This window comes from Streptomyces sp. NPDC052016, assembly GCF_044548445.1.
GTDB lineage: Bacteria > Actinomycetota > Actinomycetes > Streptomycetales > Streptomycetaceae > Streptomyces.
On sequence record NZ_JBIUBX010000006.1, the window covers coordinates 120,000 to 134,460 of the forward strand.

At 73.2% G+C, this 14,461-nt stretch carries 7 protein-coding genes; 6 read left to right on the forward strand and 1 reads right to left on the reverse strand.

All coding sequences use genetic code 11. The features are described 5' to 3' along the window. Positions 1–88: 88 nt before the first annotated feature. The 4 genes from ACIHAR_RS10000 (at position 89) to ACIHAR_RS10015 (ending at position 4,961) form a co-directional block, all read left to right on the forward strand. Complete coding sequence (locus tag ACIHAR_RS10000; protein ID WP_365459282.1) at positions 89–1,915, forward strand: gamma-glutamyltransferase; 1,827 nt, start codon at positions 89–91, stop codon at positions 1,913–1,915. 94 nt (positions 1,916–2,009) lie between these two features. Beyond that, on the forward strand, positions 2,010–2,858 hold the full coding sequence (locus ACIHAR_RS10005) for an inositol monophosphatase family protein (protein ID WP_365459285.1): 849 nt from the start codon (positions 2,010–2,012) through the stop codon (positions 2,856–2,858). Positions 2,859–2,982: 124 nt separating this feature from the next. Then, positions 2,983–4,395: an NAD(P)/FAD-dependent oxidoreductase gene (locus ACIHAR_RS10010; RefSeq protein ID WP_365459566.1), complete on the forward strand. Its 1,413-nt coding sequence runs from the start codon at positions 2,983–2,985 to the stop codon at positions 4,393–4,395. A gap of 44 nt (positions 4,396–4,439) precedes the next feature. After that, positions 4,440–4,961 (forward strand): O-acetyl-ADP-ribose deacetylase, encoded by a 522-nt coding sequence (locus ACIHAR_RS10015; protein ID WP_365459288.1) that lies wholly within the window; start codon positions 4,440–4,442, stop codon positions 4,959–4,961. 308 nt (positions 4,962–5,269) lie between these two features. On the opposite strand, the gene ACIHAR_RS10020 is transcribed toward ACIHAR_RS10015, so the two are convergent. Next, complete coding sequence (locus ACIHAR_RS10020; protein ID WP_400018398.1) at positions 5,270–5,758, reverse strand: DUF4396 domain-containing protein; 489 nt, start codon at positions 5,756–5,758, stop codon at positions 5,270–5,272. Between the two features lie 347 nt (positions 5,759–6,105). On the opposite strand from ACIHAR_RS10020, the gene ACIHAR_RS10025 reads away from it, so the two are divergent. Both ACIHAR_RS10025 and ACIHAR_RS10030 read left to right on the forward strand, forming a co-directional pair. Next, entirely contained in the window at positions 6,106–10,266 is a 4,161-nt protein-coding gene (locus tag ACIHAR_RS10025) for a molybdopterin-dependent oxidoreductase (RefSeq protein WP_400018604.1), read from the forward strand. A gap of 180 nt (positions 10,267–10,446) precedes the next feature. Beyond that, positions 10,447–14,355, forward strand: a complete 3,909-nt coding sequence (locus tag ACIHAR_RS10030) for a glycoside hydrolase family 2 TIM barrel-domain containing protein (RefSeq protein WP_400018400.1) — start codon at positions 10,447–10,449, stop codon at positions 14,353–14,355. Positions 14,356–14,461 lie beyond the last annotated feature (106 nt).

Below are 14,461 nucleotides of genomic sequence, written 5' to 3' on the forward strand. Positions count from 1 at the left end.
GCGCGGTGAAGCGGCGGGCGCGACCGTGGCCGGAGGCCGGGGACGCGTGTGATCATCGGGTCGGTCACCGCAGACGTGAGGAGCCGCCGTGTTCACCACCCGCCCCACCCTCCAGGGCACCTTCGGCATGGTGTCCTCCACGCACTGGCTGGCCTCCCAGTCCGCCATGGCGGTCCTGGAGAACGGCGGCAACGCGTACGACGCCGCCGTGGCCGGGGCGTTCGTGCTGCACGTCGTCGAGCCCCACCTCAACGGGCCCGCCGGAGAGGTCCCGATCCTGCTCGCCCCGGCCGGCGGCGAGGTGCGCGTGCTGTGCGGGCAGGGCGTCGCACCGGCCGGCGCGACCGTCGCCCACTACCGGGGGCTCGGCCTGGACCTCGTGCCCGGCACCGGACCCCTGGCCGCCGCCGTCCCCGGCGCCTTCGACGCGTGGATGCTGCTCCTGCGCGACCACGGCACCAAGGACCTCGCCGACGTACTGCGGTACGCCATCGGCTACGCCGAGCACGGGCACGCGCCCGTGGAGAACGTCGGCGCGACCGTCGAGACGGTACGGGAGTTGTTCGAGAGCGAGTGGACCTCCTCGGCGCAGGTGTACCTGCCGGACGGACAGGCGCCCCGCCCCGGCCGGCTGCTGCGCAATCCCGCCCTGGCCGCCACCTGGAGACGGCTGCTCGCCGAAACCGCCGGCGCGGGGGACCGCGAGGCGCGGATCGAGGCCGCGCGGGAGGTGTGGCGCACGGGCTTCATCGCCGAGGCCCTGGTCCGGCAGGCGCGGCGGCCCACCCTGGACACCAGCGGCGAACACCACACCGGCACCCTCACGGCCGCCGACCTCGCCGGCTGGTCCGCGTCCTACGAAACACCGGTGACGTACGACTGGAACGGCTGGACCCTGTGCAAGGCCGGCCCCTGGAGCCAGGGCCCGGCCCTCCTCCAGCAGCTCGCCCTGCTGCCGCCCGAGCTGCCCGCGTACGGCTCCGCCGCCTACGTCCACCTGCTGGTCGAGGGCTGCAAGCTCGCCATGGCCGACCGGGAGGCCTGGTACGGGGACGCGGCCGAGGTCCCCCTCGCGGAACTGCTCTCACCGGAGTACAACGCCGGCCGGCGCCGGCTGATCGCGGACGAGGCGTCCTACGAGCTGCGGCCGGGCAGCCCCGGCGGCCGCGCCCCCCGGCTGAGCGCGCACGCGCGCGTGGTGGCCGCGGAGGCGCCCGGCTCCATCCCGATGGGCGCCGGCGAGCCGACGGTCGCCAAGGCGCCCACCTCACCGGTGCCCGGGGAGCCCGAGATCGCCGCGGACGGGGGCACGCGGGGGGACACCTGCCACCTCGACGTCGTCGACCGCTGGGGCAACATGATCGCCGCCACGCCCAGCGGCGGCTGGCTGCAGTCCAACCCGGTCGTGCCCGAGCTGGGCTTCCCGCTCGGCACCCGGCTGCAGATGACCTGGCTGGAGGAGGGCCTGCCGAACTCGCTCACCCCGGGCCGCCGCCCCCGCACCACCCTCACCCCCTCGATCGCCCTGCGCGACGGCGAACCCGTCCTGGCGTTCGGCACGCCCGGAGGCGACCAGCAGGACCAGTGGCAGCTGCACTTCTTCCTCGCCGTCGCCCTCCGCGCGCCCGTGCGCGGCGGACTCGACCTCCAGGGCGCCGTCGACGCCCCGAACTGGCACAACGACGGTTTCCCCGGCTCCTTCTACCCGCGCGGGATGCGGCCCGGCAGCGTCACCGTCGAGTCCCGGATGCCGGCGGAGGTGGTGGAGGAGCTGCGGCGCCGCGGCCACGACGTGACCGTGGGCGACGCGTGGTCCGAGGGCCGGCTGTGCGCGGTCGCCCGCGACCCGGTGAGCGGCGTCCTGTCGGCGGCGGCGAACCCGCGGGGGATGCAGGGGTACGCGGTGGGGCGATGAAGACGCGGCCGGCGCCCCCGGCTGTTCATCCCGATTCCACCCGTGATGCACCGGCGGGGCAGGGATTGTCAGTGGCGCGTGTTCTCATGGAGACATGATCGAAGACACGGAAACCATCGACGAGTTTCTCGCCCGCCACTCGGCCGACGTGGAGGAGGCGGTCCGCAAGGCCGCCGCGGCCGAGATCATGCCCCGGTTCCGGCAGCTCGCCGCGCACGAGGTCGACCAGAAGAGCGGTCCCCACGACCTGGTGACCGACGCCGACCGGGGCGCCGAGCTGTACCTCACCGAGGCCCTCGGCGCCCTGCTGCCCGGCTCGGTCGTCGTCGGCGAGGAGGCGGTGCACGCCAATCCGCTGACGTACGAGGCGCTCCGGGGCGACGCCCCGGTCTGGATCGTCGACCCGGTCGACGGGACACGGCAGTTCGTGCACGGCGAGGAGGGCTTCTGCACCCTCGTCGCACTCGCCCGCCACGGCGTCGTGTACGCCTCCTGGACCTACGCGGCGGCCCGCGACCAGCTCGCCACGGCCGTCCGCGGGCAGGGCGCCTTCCTGGACGGCGAGCGGCTGTTCGCCGGCCCCCCGGCACCCGGCCGCGACCTGACGGTGGCCACCTCCCACCCCGACTTCACCACCGACGAACAGAAGCACGCCCTGCTGGGCCTGTGGGCGGACGGTGTCGCACCGCGGCCCTGCGGATCGGCGGGACTGGAGTATCTGGCCGTCGCGCGGGGCGAGTTGGACGCCACGGCGTTCTCCTGGGAAGCGGCCTGGGACCACGCGGCCGGCCTGCTGCTGGTCGAGGAGGCCGGCGGCGCCCACCTGACCCTCACCGGCGAACCGTTCCGGATCACCGGAGGCAACAACCTGCCCTTCACGGCGGCCCGGGACGCGGCAACGGCCCGGCGGGTGACGGGACTGCTGTCGGGGACCCGCCCCTGACAGCCCGCGGACGCGGCCCGGACAGCCCCGCGACGGGGCGTGCCCCCGCGCCGCAGGCGCTGTCGGACCCCCGGCATATGCTGATCCCGGAGGCCACCGGCTGACGAAGGGGTCCGACGTGCCGATGCTTGACGTGGTCGTGGTGGGAGCGGGGCCGAACGGCCTGACCGCCGCCGTGGAACTGGCTCGGCGCGGCTTCTCCGTGGCCCTCTTCGAGGCCCGGGACTCCGTGGGCGGGGGAGCCCGCACCGAGGAGCTCACCCTCCCCGGGTTCCGCCACGACCCCTGCTCCGCCGCGCACCCCCTCGGCATCAACTCGCCGGCGTTCCGCGCCCTGCCCCTGGAGCGCTACGGCCTTCAGTGGCTGCACTCCGACCTGGCCATGGCGCACCCCTTCCCCGACGGCAGCGCCGCCGTGCTGTCCCGCTCGGTCGGCGAGACGGCCGCCTCCTTCGGGCCGCGCGACGCGGGCGCCTACCGTCGGCTCGTCGAGCCGTTCCTGGCCAAGTGGGACACGCTGGCCCGGGACTTCATGTCCCTGCCGCTGACCGCGCTGCCCCGCGACCCGGTGACGCTGGCCCGCTTCGGCCTGGTCGGCCTGCCCCCGTCCACCTGGCTCACCCGCCGCTTCCGCGACGAACCCGCGAAGACCGTCTTCGCCGGCCTCGTCGCCCATGTCATGTCCCCGCTCGGAGGATTCGCCACCGGCGCCATCGGCCTGGTCTTCGCCCTCGCCGCGCACGCCCGGGGCTGGCCCGTGGCCCGCGGCGGCTCCCAGGCCATCTCCGACGCCCTCGCCGGCCACCTGACGGACCTCGGCGGCGCCATCCACACCGACTACGAGGTCAAGCGCCTCGACGACCTCCCCCCGGCCCGCGCCTACGTCTTCGACACCTCACCCACGGCCCTCGCCCGCATCGCCGGCCTCGGCCGCTTCTACGAGCGCTACCGCTACGGCGCCGGCGTGTTCAAGATCGACTACGCGCTGGACGGGCCCGTCCCCTGGACCGCCGCGCAAGCCCGCACCGCCACCACGGTCCAGGTCGGCGCCGACAGCGCGGAGATCGGCGCAGCCCTGCGCGCCGCCTCCCGGGAGGGCCGCGCCCCCGAACGGCCCTTCATGATCACGGTGCAGCCCAGTGTCGTCGACCCCACCCGGGCCCCGGCCGGCAAGCACGTCTTCTGGGCGTACGCCCACGTCCCCAACGGCTGGACCGGCGACCTCACGGACGTCATGGAACGTCAACTGGAGCGCTACGCCCCGGGCTTCCGTGACCGTGTCCTCGCCCGCGCGATCGCCGGGCCCGCCCAACTCGCCGCCCGCAACGCCAACTACGTCGGCGGCGACATCGGCACCGGCGCGGCCAGCGGACTTCAGCTCCTGCTGCGCCCCAGACTGTCGCTGTTCCCGTACTCCACCCCGCACCCGGCCGTCTTCATCTGCTCCTCGGCCACCCCGCCCGGGCCGGGCGTCCACGGCATGTCCGGCCACAACGCGGCGAAGGCCGTCTGGCGCAGGCTGCGGCAGCAGACGTAGCGCCCGGCCCCGCGGGTCACGGACCGACCGAGAGGCAGCCCGGCATGACCACCCTCACCCTCGTCCGCGGCGACATCACCGACCAGTCCGTCGACGCCGTCGTCAACGCCGCCAACTCCTCACTGCTCGGCGGCGGAGGCGTCGACGGCGCCATCCACCGCCGCGGCGGCCCCGCCATCCTCGAGGAGTGCCGCAAGCTCCGCGCCTCCCGGTACGGCCGGGGCCTGCCCACCGGCCGGGCGGTCGCCACCACCGCCGGGGCGCTCGACGCGCGCTGGGTGATCCACACCGTCGGCCCGGTGTACAGCGCGACCGAGGACCGGTCCGAGCTGCTGGCCTCCTGCTACCGCGAGTCTCTCCGGGTCGCCGACGAACTCGGCGCCCGCACGGTAGCCTTCCCGGCCGTCTCCGCGGGCGTTTACGGGTGGCCGATGGACGACGCGGCCCGCATCGCCGTCGAGACGGTGGGGACGACGCGGACGGCGGTGGAGGAGGTCAGGTTCGTCCTCTTCGACGAGCGGGCGTACACGGCGTTCGCGGAGCGGCTCCGCCGCTGGACGGCCTGACGGCCTGACGGCGGGGCCGCGGGGCGGCTCCGGAGCGGCCCCCTTCCGCTTCGGCTCCGCTGGGCCGGGATCCCCGGTCGGTTGCCCGCGAGGACGGGCCGACCCACCGAGGATCCGCCAACCCACCGAGGATCCGCCGACCCACCGAGGATCCGCCGACCCACCGAGGATCCGCCGAGGCCCCCCTGGGACGGCGACGCCCCCGGGCCCCGTACCGCCCCCGTGAACGTCGGGGCCGGTACGGGGCCCGGGGGCTGCCCGCCGCCCGGTGCGGCGCGGGGGGCGGACCGGTGGCGGTGGACCCGGTCTCAGTGGTGGGCGTGGACCACGGCGTGGCCCTTGCCGCGGCCGATCATCCACTTGTTGACGGGCGTGGTGACGACGAAGGTGACCGCGAACCCGCCGAGGAGGGCCGACCAGAACAGCCCGTCGGAGAGGTGGGCGTCCATCGCGCCGGGGGTCAGGGCGATGATGGCGTTGTCGACGAACTCCATCACGGCGATGGAGACGGTGTCGGCCGCGAGCGCCACCTTGACGGCGGCCCGGAGGTCCAGGCCGGTGCGGAGCACGGCGAACAGGGTGAACGAATAGCCGAAGACGAAGGCGAGCGCGATCGCCAGGATCATGGTCGGCACGTTGCCCCACAGCAGGGCGGTCCCGATGACCATGCCGAGGATCTCGCCGATGGCGCATCCGGTCAGGCAGTGCAGCGTCGCCTTCACCGCCATGGCCCAGGAGGCTGTTCCCGGCCCGCCGTGAGTCGTCCCGTGGGCCGTCCCGTGAGCGGTGTGGTCCATGACCGTCATCCCCATTCGTCTCTCGAAGGAGCGCCCGTTCCCCGCGGGCTCACCTCACTTTATACCCCTAGGGGGTATCTTTCCAGGGGTGATGGGCCTCGGCTCGCACCTGCCCACCCGGCGGAAGGCGGGCCCCGCTCACACCCGCCCACCCCCCACTGTGCGCCGGGCTTAACCCCTGGCGGCCGGTCCGGGAGACACCTGCGTAATGCACGGTTCGTACCCTCGAAGAGGCTCTCACCAGGCCGATCGTCAGAAAGGGGCCGCCCGTGGCCGTGCCGGACCCGCGGACCGACAGCGCGACCAAGGTGCGCACGGTCTGCTCGTACTGCGGTGTCGGCTGCGGCATGGTGCTCGACATCGGCCTCGGCCCGGACGGACGCCGTACGGTCCTGAAGGCGTCCGGCGACAAGGACCATCCCGCCAACTCCGGCCGGCTGTGCACCAAGGGCGCGACCACGGCCGACATGCTCGCCGCGCCGGGCCGGATGACCACCGCTCTGGTCCGCCCGGACCGAGGGGAGGAGCCGCGGCCCGCTCCCGTGGACACGGCGGTCGCCGAGACGGCCCGGCGGCTGCGGGCGGTCGTCGACGAGCACGGGCCCGACGCCGTCGCCCTCTACGTCTCCGGCCAGATGAGCCTCGAGGCGCAGTACCTTGCGAACAAGCTGGCCAAGGGCTATCTGCGCACCAACCAGATCGAGTCGAACTCCCGGCTGTGCATGGCCAGCGCCGGCACCGGCTACAAGCTGTCCCTGGGCGCCGACGGGCCGCCCGGCTCGTACGAGGACCTGGACCGGGCGGACGTCTTCCTCGTCATCGGCTCCAACATGGCCGACTGCCACCCCGTCCTCTTCCTGCGGCTGATGGACCGGGTGAAGGCGGGCGCCAAGCTGATCGTCGTCGACCCGCGCCGCACCGCCACCGCGGAGAAGGCCGACCTGTTCCTGCAGGTCGCACCGGGCACCGACCTCGCCCTCCTCAACGGCCTGCTGCACCTGCTGCACGAGAACGGGCACACCGACCCCGACTTCGTCGCCGCGTACACCGAGGGCTGGGAGGCGATGCCCGCCTTCCTCGCCGACTACCCGCCCGCCACCGTCGCGGAGATCACCGGCATCCCGGAGGCCGACCTGCGCGAGGCGGCCCGGCTGATCGGCGAGGCGGGGGAGTGGACGAGCTGCTGGACGATGGGCCTCAACCAGTCCACACACGGCACCTGGAACACCAACGCCCTGGTCAACCTGCATCTCGCCACCGGCAAGATCTGCCGCCCCGGCAGCGGCCCCTTCTCCCTCACCGGCCAGCCCAACGCCATGGGCGGACGCGAGATGGGCTACATGGGGCCCGGACTGCCCGGTCAGCGGTCCGTGCTCGTCGACGCCGACCGCGCCTTCACCGAGGACCTGTGGGGGCTGGAACCGGGCGCCATCCGGGCCGACGGCGTCGGCAAGGGCACCGTCGAGATGTTCCGGAAGATGGCCGACGGCGACATCAAGGCCTGCTGGATCATCTGCACCAACCCGGTCGCCTCCGTCGCCAACCGCAGGACGGTGATCGAGGGCCTGGAAGCCGCCGAGTTCGTCGTCGCCCAGGACGTCTTCGCCGACACCGAGACCAACGCCTACGCGGACGTCGTCCTGCCCGGCGCGCTGTGGACCGAGACCGAGGGCGTCCTCATCAACAGCGAGCGCAACCTCACCCTCGCCCGGCCCGCCGCCGATCCGCCCGGTGAGGCCGTGGCCGACTGGCGCCTCATCGCCGCCGTCGCCCGCGCGATGGGCTACGAGGACGGCTTCTCCTACGACAGCGCCGAGGAGGTCTTCGAGGAGATCAAGCGCGCCCACAACCCGCAGACCGGCTACGACCTGCGGGGCGTCACCTACGACCGGCTGCGCGTCACCCCCGTGCAGTGGCCGGCCGCCACCCCCGACGGCCCGGCCCGCAACCCCGTCCGGTACGTGAACGACGACGGCTCGCTCACCTTCCCCACCGCGAGCGGCCGGGCCGTCTTCCACGCCCGCCCGCACGTCCCGCCCGCCGAGATGCCGGACGACGACTACCCGTTCGTCCTGAACACCGGCCGCCTCCAGCACCAGTGGCACACCCTGACCAAGACCGCCAAGGTCGCCAAGCTGAACAAGCTCGACCCGCGTCCCTTCGTCGAACTCCACCCCGAGGACGCCGCCGGGCTCGGCATCGCCGACGGCGACTCGGTGGAGGTCGCCTCACGGCGCGGCCGGGCCGTGCTGCCCGCCGTCGTCACCGACCGCGTGCTGCCCGGGTCCTGCTTCGCGCCGTTCCACTGGAACGACCTGTTCGGCGAGTACCTCAGCGTCAACGCGGTCACCAGCGACGCCGTCGACCCGCTGTCCTTCCAGCCCGAACTGAAGGTGTGCGCGGTGTCGCTGACGAAGGTGTCGACGCCGGTGAGCGTGCAGGTCCCGGCCCACCAGGCCCCGCCCGGCGAAGGCCCGACCGCGGGGACACGGAGCCCGGCGCTCGTGCCCACAGCCGTCCACTCCGCCACCGTCCACCCCACCGCTGTCCAGGCCACCGCCGTCCACGCCTCGGCCGCCTCCGTCTTCGGTCTGGAGCCCGCCCCGCCGCCCGTCCTGACCGAACGCGAACGCCAGTACCTGGTCGGCTTCCTCGCCGGCATCCCGGCCGGCGCGCCCGGTGTCCCGGTCCTGCCGCCGGACGCGCCCTTCAGCCCCGAGCACGCCCTCTGGGTCAACGGCACTCTCGCCGGCATGTACTCCCGCGCCTCCGCCGCCCACCAGCCGCCGCAGGGCCGCCGGGTCGTGATCCTGTGGGCCTCGCAGACCGGCACCGCCGAGGAGTTCGCCGCCGGCGCCGCCGCCCGGCTCAGCGCCGGCGGCCACAGCGCCTCCCTCGTCGCGATGGACGAGGCCGACCCCGCCGCCCTGCCCACCGACGCCGACCTGCTGCTGATCACCAGCACCTTCGGCGACGGCGACGCCCCGGACAACGGCGCCGGCTTCTGGGCCGGCCTGGCCGCGCCCGACGCCGGCCGCCTGGAGGGCCGCCGCTACGCCGTCCTGGCCTTCGGCGACTCCTCCTACGACGACTTCTGCGGCCACGGACGCCGGCTGGACCACCGTATGGACGAGCTGGGCGCCGTGCGGCTGGCGCCGCGCACGGACTGTGAGCCGGACTACGAGCCGCAGGCGGAGGCCTGGCTGGAGCAGGTGCTCATCGCCCTCAAGGAGGCCGAGGACAGCGCGCAGGCCGGTGCCGGTGCGGGTGCCGGTGCCGGAGCCGTGCCGTCCGCCTCCCCGGCGCCGCCCTCGGCCCCCGTGGCCTCCGTGGCGCTGCGTTCGCCGGCCGCGACCGCGGCCCCCGCCGCCCCGGCCAGGCCCCGGCGGCCCGACCCCGTCACCGCCCGCCTCGTCGGCAACCGGCTGCTGAGCATGCCGGGATCCGGCAAGGAGGTGCGCCGCTTCACCTTCGACACCCGCGACAGCGAGACCCCGCTCGTCTACGAGGCCGGCGACGCCCTGGGCGTGCGCCCGCTCAACGCCCCGGACCTCGTCGCCGAGTGGCTGGCCGTCACCGGCCTCGACGCCCACGCGCGCGTGCGGGTGAACGGCGTCGGCGAGACGCCCTTCGGGGAGGCCCTGCTGCGCCACCTCGACATCACCCGCATCACCCCCGCCCTGCTGCGCTTCACCGCCGACCGCACCCGCGACCCGCGCGAGCTGCGCAAACTGCTGCGACCGGACAACAAGGGCGAGCTGGCGAGGTGGTCCTGGGGCCGCCAGGCCGTCGACGTGGCCGCCGAGTTCGGCGTCCGGGCCGGCGAGCAGGAGTGGGCCGAGGTGCTGGGGCGCCTGCAGCCGCGCCTGTACTCGATATCGTCCAGTCCGCTGACCGACCCCCACCTCGTCTCGCTCACCGTCTCCGTGGTGCGGTACGAGAACCTGGCCGGCCGCTCCCGCCAGGGCGTCTGCTCGCCCTTCCTCGCCGACGCCGAGCCGGGCGCCGAAGTGCCGGTGCACGTGCAGCGCTCCCCGCACTTCCGGCCGCCCGCCGACCCGGCGACCCCGATGGTGATGGTGGGCCCCGGCACCGGCGTCGCCCCCTTCGTCGGCTTCCTGGAGGAGCGCCGGGCCCGCGGGCACCGGGCGGGCAACTGGCTGTTCTTCGGCGAGCAGCACCGGGCGACCGACTTCTACTACGAGGAGGAGCTCACCGCCCTCCTGGCCGACGGCACCCTGGACCGCCTGGACACCGCCTTCTCCCGCGATCAGCGCGCCAAGGTGTACGTCCAGGACCGGATGCGCGAGCACGGCTCCCAGCTGTGGTCCTGGCTCCGGGACGGCGCCCACTTCTACGTCTGCGGGGACGCCTCCCGGATGGCCAAGGACGTCGACCGGGCCCTGCACGACATCGCGGTCCTCCACGGCGGCCTGGGCGAGGAGGAGGCCGCGGTGTACGTCAAGCAGCTCGCGTCCGAGAAGCGGTACGTGCGGGACGTGTACTGACGGCGCGGCCGCGGCCCTGACGGACGGTCACTGCGGGGAGCCAAGTGGCGTTGCGCCGAAGGCAGTTGAAATTCGGCCATTACGGCGCGCCACTGTTCGGTTTATCAACACTATCCGACAATATCTGACGCACCCTCCGTCCGTGCAGCCGCACGGTACGCCCCGAGGAAGGTCATGGTCATGTCGCACCCGCACGTGTCGTCCATGGACCGGCCGGACCACCCCCCGCGGATGGTCGTCAGCCGTCGTCGTCTGCTCGAGGGATCGGCCGCCGTCCTCGGCGCGCTCGCCCTGTCCGCACCGTCCACCGCCCACCCGGCCACTGCGGCCGACGGCACCCCCGAGTGGAACGGCCACATCGACCTCTTCCGCCTCGGCACCGAACCCGCGCACACCACGCTCATGCCGTACGCGACCCTCGCCCAGGCCCTCGCCGCCGACCGCACCCGCTCCCCGTACCGGCTCAGCCTCGACGGCACCTGGAAGTTCGCCCACGCCGACCGCCCCGACGACCGGGACACCGACTTCCACCGCACCGACCTCGACGACAGCGACTGGGACACCCTCCCCGTCCCCTCCGCCTGGCAACTGCACGGCTACGACCGTCCCGTCTACATCAACATCACCTACCCCTGGTGGGGCCCCAACGGCCTCGGAGAGGAGGCGCAGCCGCCGGCCGCCCCCACCCGCTACAACCCCGTGGGCCAGTACCGCCGCACCTTCAGGATCCCGCGCGACTGGGCGGGACGGCGCACGTTCCTCCACTTCGAAGGGGTCAAGTCCGCCCATTACGTATGGATCAACGGGGAGTTGGTCGGCTACCACGAGGACTCCTACGACCCCGCCGAGTACGACATCACCGAGCACCTCAGGCCCGGCACCAACCACATCGCGGTGGAGGTCTACCGCTACTCCGACGGCGACTGGCTGGAGGACCAGGACATGATCCGGCTGAGCGGCATCTTCCGCTCGGTCTACCTGTACTCCACCCCCACCGTGCACCTGCGCGACTTCCGCCTGGACACCCCGCTGAGCGACGACTACCGGGCGGCCGAACTGTCCGTCACCGCGAGCGTGCGGGACTACGGCGGACAGGGGGGCGGACGCTACTCCGTCGAGACCCAGCTCTACGACGCCGACGGACATCCCGTGTGGTCCAGACCCCTGCAGCAGGCCGTCACCCTCGGCTCCGGCGAGGAGACGACCGTACAGGCCGCGAAGGCCGTCCCCGCACCGCGCCTGTGGTCCGCCGAACACCCGAACCTCTACACCGCCGTCCTGCGCCTGCGCGACCCCGCGGGCAAGATCGTCGAAACCCTCTCGCACCGGGTCGGCCTGCGCGAGTTCGCGCTCAAGGACGGCCTGATGCGCATCAACGGCAAGCCGGTCTCCTTCCGCGGCACCAACCGGCACGAGATGCACCCCGTGCGCGGCTCGGCGCTCACCCGCGCGGAGATGGTCCAGGACATCGAGATCATCAAACGGCTGAACATCAACAGCGTCCGCACCTCGCACTACCCCAACAACCCGCAGTGGCTGGAACTCGCCGACGAGTACGGCCTGTACCTCGTGGACGAGACCAACCTCGAGACCCACGGCATCCGGGGCGAGTACCCCGGCAACCACCCCGAATGGACCACCGCCAGTGTGGCCCGCGCCCAGAACATGGTCCACCGCGACAAGAACCACGCCTCGGTCGTCATCTGGTCCCTCGGCAACGAAGCGGGCGGCGGCAGCACCTTCAACGCCATGTACGACTGGATCCGCTCCTACGACACCACCCGCGTCATCCAGTACGAGGGCGACGACCGCCCCGGGATCAGCGACATCCGCTCCGAGATGTACGACAGTCCCGCCCGCGTCGAGGCACGCGCCGAGGACACCGGCGACACCCGGCCCTACGTGATGATCGAGTACTCCCACGGCATGGGGAACTCCAACGGCAACTTCAAGAAGTACTGGGACGTCGTCCGCCGCCACGCCGTCCTGCAGGGCGGCTGGATCTGGGACTTCGCCGACCAGGCCCTCGAGTGGCCCACCCCGACGCGCAAGCTCCTCACCGAGGCCGGACCCGGCCGGCTCCACGGCGAGATCCTCGCCCCCGGGGGAACCTTCACCCGCGCCGACGGCGTCTCGGGCGGCACCGTCTTCGCCCGCGACGCCCGCCTCGACCTCACCGGATCCCTCACCCTGGAAGCCTGGATCACCCCGCACGTGACCGGCTACCACCAGCCGATCCTCGCCAAGGGCGACACCCAGTACGCCCTGAAGCAGACGAACAGGAACCTGGAGTTCTTCCTCTACGGCGGCGGCCAGTGGATCACCGCGAGCTGGGCCCTGCCGGACGACTGGACCGGCCGCGAACACCACGTCGCCGGCGTCTTCGACGCGGACGCGGGCACACTGACCCTCCACGTCGACGGCGAGGTGCGGGCCACCCGCACCACCACCCGGCGCCCCACCGCCAACACCGCCTCCCTGTCCCTGGCCACCGACGTCGACAACCCGACCCGGGAGTTCAGCGGCACCATCCGGCGGGCCCGCGTGTACGACCGGGCGCTGAGCGCCGCCGAACTGGCCTCCGACAGCCGTGGCCCCGGCGACGACGGCGTACGGTTCTGGTTCGACGCCGCCACCGTCGCCTTCACCGAGAAACGGCCGCGCGCCAGGACGTTCCTCGCCTACGGCGGCGACTGGGCCGACAACCCCAACGACGGGGCCTTCTCCGGGGACGGCATCGTCACCGCCGACCGCGGACTCACCGGCAAGTCCGCCGAGGTCAAGCAGATCTACCAGGCGATCAACGCGGCTCCGGCCTCCGGCACCACGCTCACCCCCGGCGCGGCGGTCACCCTCACCAACGAGTACCTCTTCACCGACCTCCGCGCGTTCGACGGACGGTGGGAACTCCTCCGCGACGGAAAGGTGGTCCAGCGCGGCAGACTGAGCCGGGCCCAGATGGACCTGGCACCGCTGTCGAGCAAGGACGTCACCGTCCCCTTCGAGGTACCGGACGACCCGGCCCCGGGCGCCGAGTACTTCCTGCGGCTGTCCTTCACCACCCGGGAGTCCACACGGTGGGCGAAGGCCGGCTTCGAAGTGGCCAAGCAGCAACTCGCCGTCGACGCCGGCAGCCCCGCCGTCACACCGGTGCCGTCGGCGACCGTCCCGGCGCTGCGCCACACCGACGCCGACGGGACCGTCACCGTCACGGGCGAGGACTTCTCCGTCACCGTCGACAAGAAGACCGGCGTCATCACCTCCTACCAGGCCGGCGGCGCCCAGCTCATCTCCTCGGGCCCCGCCCCGAACTTCTGGCGCGCCCCCACCGACAACGACCGCGGCAACGGCCAGCACACCCGCAACCAGACCTGGCGCGACGCCGGCGCCCACCGCACCGTGACGGACGTCGCCGTCCGCGCCCTGCGCGACAGGGCCGTGGAGATCAAGGTGGCCGGCACACTGCCCACCACCACCGCGTCGACGTACACCACCACTTACACGGTCTTCGGCAACGGCGAGATCAAGGTCGACAACACCCTGCACCCGGGCGCGGCCACCCTCCCCTACATCCCCGAGGTCGGCACCCTGCTGCTCCTGCCCGGCCGCCTGGAGAACCTCCACTACTACGGCCGCGGCCCCGAGGAGAACCACTGGGACCGCAACAACGCCACCGACGTCGGCCTGTACTCCGGCACCGTCACCGGACAGTGGACCCCCTACCTGCGTCCCCAGGAGAACGGCAACAGGACCGACGTCCGCTGGGTCGCCCTCACCGGCCCCGACGGCACCGGCCTGCTCGTCTCCGGCGAACCGCTCCTGGAGGTCAACGCCTCCCACTTCACGCCCGAGGACCTGTCCGTCGGCGTCCGCCACGACTACCAGCTCACCCCGCGCAAGGAGGTCGTCCTGCGGCTGAGCCACCGGCAGATGGGCGTCGGCGGCGACAACAGCTGGGGCGCGCACACCCACGACGAGTACAAGCTGTTCGCCGACCGCGACCACGCCTACACCTACCGGCTGCGCCCGTTGAAGGACGTCGACGAGGCGATGAGCGCCTCCCGCAGGCCGACGGCCGCCTCCGAGTAAGGACTCCGCCGCCGGTTCAGCCGACGGCACCGGCTCCCCAGCGACGCACGGGCACGGTCACCGCTCGGTGGCCGTGACCGTCACGCCCTCTCCGGCCGGCGCCGGC

Coding starts and splice junctions, on each gene's coding strand:
- ACIHAR_RS10015 (WP_365459288.1), top strand. CDS start 4,440: ATGACCACCCTCACCCTCGTCCGCGGCGACATCACCGACCAGTCCGTC.
- ACIHAR_RS10025 (WP_400018604.1), top strand. CDS start 6,106: ATGGTGCTCGACATCGGCCTCGGCCCGGACGGACGCCGTACGGTCCTG.
- ACIHAR_RS10005 (WP_365459285.1), top strand. CDS start 2,010: ATGATCGAAGACACGGAAACCATCGACGAGTTTCTCGCCCGCCACTCG.
- ACIHAR_RS10020 (WP_400018398.1), bottom strand. CDS start 5,758: ATGGACCACACCGCTCACGGGACGGCCCACGGGACGACTCACGGCGGG.
- ACIHAR_RS10010 (WP_365459566.1), top strand. CDS start 2,983: ATGCTTGACGTGGTCGTGGTGGGAGCGGGGCCGAACGGCCTGACCGCC.
- ACIHAR_RS10030 (WP_400018400.1), top strand. CDS start 10,447: ATGTCGCACCCGCACGTGTCGTCCATGGACCGGCCGGACCACCCCCCG.